We start from the raw sequence: 6,518 nt of genomic DNA, 5'->3' as shown, positions 1-6,518 counted from the left end.
GAGCGAGGCGCCGCCGTGTCACTTGGCGAGGTGGTCGAACTCGCCGGCCCTGGCGCTCTGGAGGAACTTGGCGAACCTGGCGGGGGTGGTGCGGACTATGACCTCGCCGTCGTCGGACTCGCGCAGCTCAACCAGCCCGTCGGTCGTACGCACCTCGACGCACTCATCGTTCGCACCGGAGTAGCTGGATTTCTGCCAAGCAGAACTATTCACGCTTGCTTTCCGTTTCCTTCTTGATGGTTCCGATGAAGTCTCGGGACTCCTCCTCGGAGAGCGCGCCGGACTCGAAGCGGGCGAGCAGGGAGCGGAACTTTGCCATGTGGGCCGGGGCGTCGACGATCCGGATACCGAGACTCGAATCCACCTGGGCCCCGTCGAGCTCGGGTACCGGTCCCTCGGCATAGGTGAAGTTCTCGCTGGAGCTTGGCATGGCGCCGATGTCGAACGGAACCACTCGAACCGAGATGGTCGGTTGCCTGGAGTCTTCGATGAGGGCGCCGAGTTGCTCGGCGAGGACGGCTGGGCCGCTGAACTGCATGCGCAGCGCTGCTTCATGGATGAATGCCGAGTACGGCGTCGCGCCGGAGCGAACGAGGCGCTGCCGCTGCATCCGGAAGGCTGTCCTGAGATCGATCTCGTGGCGAGGCAGTGGCGGGAAGGTCTGGGCGAAGACGGCGGCCGCGTACGGCCCGGTCTGGAGCAACCCGGGCACGAAGGCCATCGTGTAGGTGGTGAGACTTCGAGCCTGGCCTTCGAACTCCGCGACATCAATGAAGTCCGAGGACAGAGTTCCTCGGTAGTCCTCCCACCAGCCTGGCTTCTCGCGCTCCGTGATGACGTCCGAAAGCGCGGCGATCAAGGGCTCGTTGACGCACATGCACGTCGCGGCGACCGTGCGCAGACGTTCCACGCTGATGCCGATCTTCCCCGCTTCCATCTGTGTCACCTGCGCCGGACTCATGCCGACGAGGCGGCCGAGCTCGGTGCCGCCGAAGCCGGCCTGCTCGCGCATCCTTCGCAGCTCTGCGCCAAGCCGACGCTGACGGAGTGTTGGGTTCGTGCGTGGAGCCATGGCTTCCTTCCGGGGCGGGGCGATCCAAGTCTGCCGCGAGGCTTGCCGGTCGGTCCATTTGAGGCGGCTGGTACCACGATAGAGGGAAGATCTCAGATTGGGGTAAAACTTGATCTTACTCTGAGCTATGGTCGCCGACAGATCGATCCGACGGATCGTCAGTAACGCTCCTTTCCAAGGGCAGTAGGCGCCTGCTGCCCCCGCACCGCAGAGCAGCCATGCGCGGCATCAGCCAGCCCCGCTCTGGCCTGGCTCACGGCGACGTATCCGCCTTCTCCCTCTCTCATCCCTCTCCACGCCACCCCCTCACGGAGGTTCCCGTGTGTACCCGTAACACCCCCTCCCTCGACCTCTCCCGCCAGTCCCTCCGGGACACCCTCACCCGCTACGGCTGGGACCCCGAGACGATCTTCAACGCCGAGCTCGCCCTCATGGAGCTCCTCGTCAACGCCTGGCGGCACGGCAACACCGCCTGCCCCGTCGTCTTCTACTCCCTTCTCGGCCGCACGCTCCGCGTCACCGTCTCGGACGAGAGCGACGCCCTCCCCGAGCAGCGAACCCCCGGCGACTTCGTCGAGACCGGCCGGGGTCTCCAGCTCGTCGAGGGCCTCACCCACCGCTGGGGCGTGGACCCGCAGAAGCGCGGCAAGATCGTCTGGTACGAGCTGGACTCGGTCTCGTGACGCGCGAGCCCGTCGCCCCCGACGACCCCCGGATGCGTGACCACACCAGGCCCCAGATCACCGCTCTCCTCGGTGAACTGCACCGGCTCGGCCTCCCGCACGGGCTCCTCTGGGGCTCCGCCTCGGCCAGCGAGACCATCCTCGACGGACGTCTCCTGGTCGACTTCGGCAATGCGCCCGTGAGCACCCTGCTCAACCTCGTCCACCTTCTCCGCGGCCTCGAAGGGAGCGGGTGACGATGAAACCGGGTACCGCCACCTTCCTGGTCGGTGCGGCCTTCGCCGTCCTGCTCGCGCTCGCGTTCGCCACCGTCGCCCTCGGTGTGGTCGCGGTCCTCCGGATGCCCAGGCCCGACGAACAGACCGCCATCGAGCCCGAGCACCGAGGCCCGGCCGGGGGCATGCCTGCCTGACACCGCGCCGCGCACGGCCGAGCCGAGTCTCCCAACTCGGCTCGGCGGCAGGGCGATCCGGCTCAGGCGCGCTGCGCGAGATCCAGCGCCGCGGTGAGGGCGAACCACTCCAGCACCGCGCGGATCTCCTCCGGGTGGTCGGCGAACACCTGGAGCGGGAAGGACGGGCGCAGCTCCAGCTTCGCCTCCGCCAGGTCGATCCCGTCGATCTCGTTCAGCCGCCGCAGCAGCTCCTGTCGCACCTCGGTGTCGTCGAACGGGCTGCGGTCCTTCAGGTACTGGAAGACCACCTCCACAGTCCCCGACACCGGGTAGAGCGCGAACGGCCAGAGCAGGTGAGGCCGGGAGGGAGTCCCGGTGTTGAGCATCGGGAAGCAGCTGGTCTCCTCGGAGCGGCCGTAGTCGAAGTGGCCGTCCTGCTGCTCCCAGAAGCGCAACGCCGTCAGGACTCCTCCCGCGACCGCCGCGGTCTGGTTCTCGACCAGTTGAGTGCGGAAGCGCTCCGCCGCAGCCGCGTTCTCGGTGTCGGGCAGTGGGTCGTGCAGCCGGTCCGCCGGGATGTCGCGGCCCAGCAGGGTCGCCAGTTCGGTGGCGGTCAACCGGCACGACCGGTGGGCGCGGCCGGCTTCGTCGAAGGGAACGCCCTCCTCCTCCAGGAGGTCGCGGGGTGTCTCGGTCCGGTCGCCGTCGAGCCAGCGGAAACCGGGGGAGACCCGCCCGTCCGAGTTCAGGACCCGGTAGGCCCCGATCACCCCGGCCTTGGTGGCCAGGTGGTTGCCGACGCCGACCGCGTGCGTGCCGATCAGCTCGGAGACGTCACCGTACGAGGTCCAGGTGCCGCTGGGCATCGCGACGAGTGCCGCGCGCAGGTCCGCCCAGCCCGGCCACTCGTCCCCGACCGTCTTCCCCGACCCGATCGGGGCCGGCCACAGGCCGATCGCCCGCTCGGCGAGCCGGTCGGCGCGGGCCAGGATCTCCGCCTTGCCCCAGCCCTCGGCGGCGGCGATCTCCTGGTTCATCCGCAGCGCGCTCGCATCGAGGAGCTGCTGCTTTCGCTCGAACGGGTGGTTGGAGAGCTTGGAGTTGTCGCCCGACAGCGTCAGGTTGCCCAGGGTGTGCACCAGCAGGTCGTGCAGTTCTTTCGGGCTCTGCCCGTCCTCCGTCTCCGCCGCGAGCAGGTCGAACCAGGCCTGCGGCGGGCGCTGCGGCAGCACGTGCTCGATCGTGAGCGACGCCTTCTCGAAGTCCACCGGCTCGCTCGCCGCGTGGCTCTCCTCCAGCCGCCGCAGCACGTGGAAACGCTGGGCGGAGCGCCCGCTCCAGTAGAACGGCTTGGTGCGGATCGCCTCCCGCAGGTCCTCGTCCGAGGGCCACTTGCGGCGCCGGCCGGAAAGCAGCCGGCGCACGGCCTCGGCGGGGGAGCGGTCCGTCTCCAGCTCCCTGGGGGCGTCCATGAAGATCCGGTTCAGGTTGTTCGTGGGGACCTGGCAGATCATCCGGCGGACCAGGTACGACTCGACGTAGCCCAGCGCCTCGGCGGCCTCCTCCGCCGTGGCCGCGTCGGCGTCGACGAGGTCGAGGAGGTGCAGGGCGAGCGGGTAGTGCGTCTGACCGCCCCACGCCCCCAGCCGCTCCAGCACACCGCGCAGTTCGGCCGAACTCTCGGACTCGGGCTTCAGGATGCGGCGCAGCCGCTTGCCGCGCTCGGTGAGCAGCTGGATCTCCCGCTGCAACGCCTCCTCGTCGTTCTTGAGACCGTCCAGCCGCTTCTGCTGCTCGCGGTAGATCTCGCTCTGCTTGGCCTTGCTGTGCCCGCGCACCACCAGGTCGAGCCAGACCAGGAGTTCGAGGTTCTTCGGCCCGAGTTCCTGCTGCATCGGCAGCCACAGCTCGCGGTAGACCCGCTCCCCTCGCTTCGGCAGCAGGCTGAAGACGTAGTTGCGCAGCAGGTCGCTCTGGCTGAGGCCGACGCCGGTGTTGTTGATCGATTCGAAGATCCGGTAGACGTTGTCACCGTCCTGGGCGGTGATCTCGACGATCGAGAGCAGGCTCTTGAGGACGGTCTCGACGGCGGTGACCCATGCGCCGCCGTTCTCCTCCGCGCCCTGGGCGAGGACCCCGAGGAAGAACCGGTACGCCGTACCGATGTTGCCGGCGTCACCGGCTTTGGGGGAGGACTCCACACACGCGGTGTACGCCTCCCGGTCGGCCTGGGTGGGCAGCAGACGGTAGTGGTCGAGCCCCTCGTGGAACTCGTTGACGAGGAACTGCCGGTGCACCCGGTCGGCGGCCTTCGCGGCCCCGGCGCTCCTGTGGTGGTCGCGCAGCGCGGTGAAGGCGAGCATCAGCGTGGTGAGCCGCTGCTGACCGTCGACCACCAGCCAGCGCTGGACGCCGCCGGCCTGGATGTGGCCGGGCGCGAGGACGACGGAGCCGAGGAAGTGGGCAGTCGGCGAGGTGCCGGTGAGGTGCTGTTCCGCCAGTTCGGACACGTCGTCCCAGAGCTGCTGCAACTGCGGTCGCTCCCAGCTGTACGTCCGCTGGTAGAGCGGCACCTGGAACTGCTTCTCGCCCTGCACCAGATTGAGGAACGTGATCTCCTGCGCCCGCATGACTCCCCTTTCGCGGCCGTGCACGGAGCTGAGATTCTGGCACCGGCCGACGGCGTTCGGTCGAGTCGCCCCGGGACCGAACTCGACCCCCGAGGGGTGGCGGTGATCACCTTTGGCGGCGGGGAGGTGAGGGAAAGCGCAGGTCGGGGGCCCGGGTGAGGCGGGCGGAGGAGGGACCGGCCGCCGGGCCGGGAGCGGGCGAAGCTACCATGTGGGCAACACCCTCAGCTCGAAAGATGGACTTGTGACTGTCAACGACGACGTGTTCACGGACTGGAAGAACCGCGAGGAGATCGCGGAGTCGATGATCCCGATCATCGGGCGGCTGCACCGGGAGAAGGACGTCACCGTCCTGCTCCACAGCCGGTCCCTGGTGAACAAGTCGGTGGTCAGCATCCTCAAGACGCACCGCTTCGCCCGGCAGATAGCCGGCGAGGAGCTCTCGGTCACCGAGACCATGCCGTTCCTGGAGGCGCTGACCGCCCTGGACCTCGGCCCCTCGCAGATCGACCTCGGGATGCTCGCCTCGACCTACCGGGCGGACGACCACGGCCTGTCGGTGGAGGAGTTCACCGCCCAGGCCGTCGCCGGTGCCACCGGTGAGAACAAGCTGGAGCGCCGGTCCGCGCAGGACGTCGTGCTGTACGGGTTCGGCCGCATCGGCCGCCTGGTCGCCCGCCTGCTGATCGAGAAGGCGTCCGGCAACGGTCTGCGGCTGAAGGCCATCGTCGTGCGCAACGGCGGCGGCGACGACCTGGTCAAGCGCGCCTCGCTGCTGCGCCGGGACTCGATCCACGGCCAGTTCCAGGGCACGATCACCGTCGACGAGGCGAACAACAAGATCGTCGTCAACGGCAACGAGATCACGGTGATCTACTCCGACGACCCGACCAAGGTCGACTACACGGAGTACGGGATCAAGGACGCGATCCTGATCGACAACACCGGCAGGTGGCGCGACCGCGAGGGCCTGTCCAAGCACCTGCGCCCCGGCATCGCCAAGGTCGTGCTGACCGCCCCGGGCAAGGGTGACGTGCCGAACATCGTGCACGGCGTCAACCACGACATGATCAAGCCGGACGAGCAGATCATCTCCTGCGCCTCCTGCACCACCAACGCCATCGTCCCGCCGCTGAAGGCGATGGAGGACGAGTACGGCGTGGTCCGCGGCCACGTGGAGACCGTCCACTCGTTCACCAACGACCAGAACCTGCTGGACAACTACCACAAGGCCGACCGTCGCGGCCGCTCGGCGCCGCTGAACATGGTGATCACCGAGACCGGTGCCGCCTCGGCCGTCGCCAAGGCCCTGCCGGACCTCAAGGCGAAGATCACCGGCAGCTCGATCCGCGTGCCGGTGCCGGACGTGTCCATCGCGATCCTGAACCTGCAGCTGAAGCGCGAGACCAACCGCGAGGAGGTCCTGGACTACCTGCGGGACATCTCGCTGACCTCGCCGCTGAAGCGTCAGATCGACTTCACCGACTCGCCCGACGCGGTCTCCAGCGACTTCATCGGCTCGCGCCACGCCTCGATCGTGGACGCCGGCGCGACCAAGGTCGAGGGCGACAACGCGATCCTGTACCTGTGGTACGACAACGAGTTCGGCTACTCGTGCCAGGTCGTCCGGGTCGTGCAGTACATCTCGGGTGTCGAGTACCCGACCTTCCCGGCTCCGGCGGTCTGATCCACCGGTAGGGCAGGACGACCGAGCAGTACGGCGGGGCGGTGACCGGGGC

The 6,518-nt window shown here is 68.5% G+C and carries 7 protein-coding genes; 4 read left to right on the top strand and 3 right to left on the bottom strand.

Features of this window, described 5'->3' with window-relative positions; translation table 11 throughout:
- Nucleotides 1–18: 18 nt before the first annotated feature.
- Entirely contained in the window at nt 19–213 is a 195-nt protein-coding gene (locus ACFU7Y_RS37550; protein WP_224279169.1) for a DUF397 domain-containing protein, read from the bottom strand.
- Nucleotides 206–1,072, bottom strand: coding sequence for a helix-turn-helix transcriptional regulator (locus tag ACFU7Y_RS37545; protein ID WP_224279171.1), 867 nt, complete (start codon nt 1,070–1,072; stop codon nt 206–208). Before ACFU7Y_RS37545 ends, ACFU7Y_RS37550 begins: the two co-directional genes overlap by 8 nt.
- 320 nt (nt 1,073–1,392) lie before the next feature.
- Here ACFU7Y_RS37545 and ACFU7Y_RS37540 point away from each other — a divergent pair, with 320 nt between their 5' ends.
- From ACFU7Y_RS37540 to ACFU7Y_RS37530, 3 genes are read left to right on the top strand one after another with little or no spacing between them, the layout of a single operon-like run.
- Nucleotides 1,393–1,755 carry an ATP-binding protein gene (locus ACFU7Y_RS37540; RefSeq protein ID WP_224279173.1) on the top strand — a complete coding sequence of 121 codons (363 nt, stop codon included), beginning with the start codon at nt 1,393–1,395 and terminating at the stop codon, nt 1,753–1,755.
- Nucleotides 1,752–1,991, top strand: a complete 240-nt coding sequence (locus tag ACFU7Y_RS37535) for a hypothetical protein (RefSeq protein WP_224279175.1) — start codon at nt 1,752–1,754, stop codon at nt 1,989–1,991. Before ACFU7Y_RS37540 ends, ACFU7Y_RS37535 begins: the two co-directional genes overlap by 4 nt.
- A gap of 2 nt (nt 1,992–1,993) precedes the next feature.
- Nucleotides 1,994–2,167: a hypothetical protein gene (locus ACFU7Y_RS37530; RefSeq protein WP_224279177.1), complete on the top strand. Its 174-nt coding sequence runs from the start codon at nt 1,994–1,996 to the stop codon at nt 2,165–2,167.
- Nucleotides 2,168–2,229: 62 nt separating this feature from the next.
- Here ACFU7Y_RS37530 and ACFU7Y_RS37525 read toward each other — a convergent pair whose 3' ends face one another.
- Nucleotides 2,230–4,779: a DUF262 domain-containing protein gene (locus ACFU7Y_RS37525; protein WP_224279179.1), complete on the bottom strand. Its 2,550-nt coding sequence runs from the start codon at nt 4,777–4,779 to the stop codon at nt 2,230–2,232.
- Nucleotides 4,780–5,023: 244 nt separating this feature from the next.
- On the opposite strand from ACFU7Y_RS37525, the gene ACFU7Y_RS37520 reads away from it, so the two are divergent.
- A complete protein-coding gene (locus ACFU7Y_RS37520; RefSeq protein ID WP_224279181.1) occupies nt 5,024–6,466 on the top strand; it encodes a glyceraldehyde-3-phosphate dehydrogenase in 1,443 nt (480 codons plus the stop codon).
- Nucleotides 6,467–6,518: the final 52 nt, after the last annotated feature.

It is taken from the genome of Kitasatospora sp. NPDC057542, from assembly GCF_042801945.1.
GTDB lineage: Bacteria > Actinomycetota > Actinomycetes > Streptomycetales > Streptomycetaceae > Kitasatospora.
Note: the sequence above shows the minus strand (reverse complement) of the source record. Positions and strands in the feature narration are given on the sequence as shown.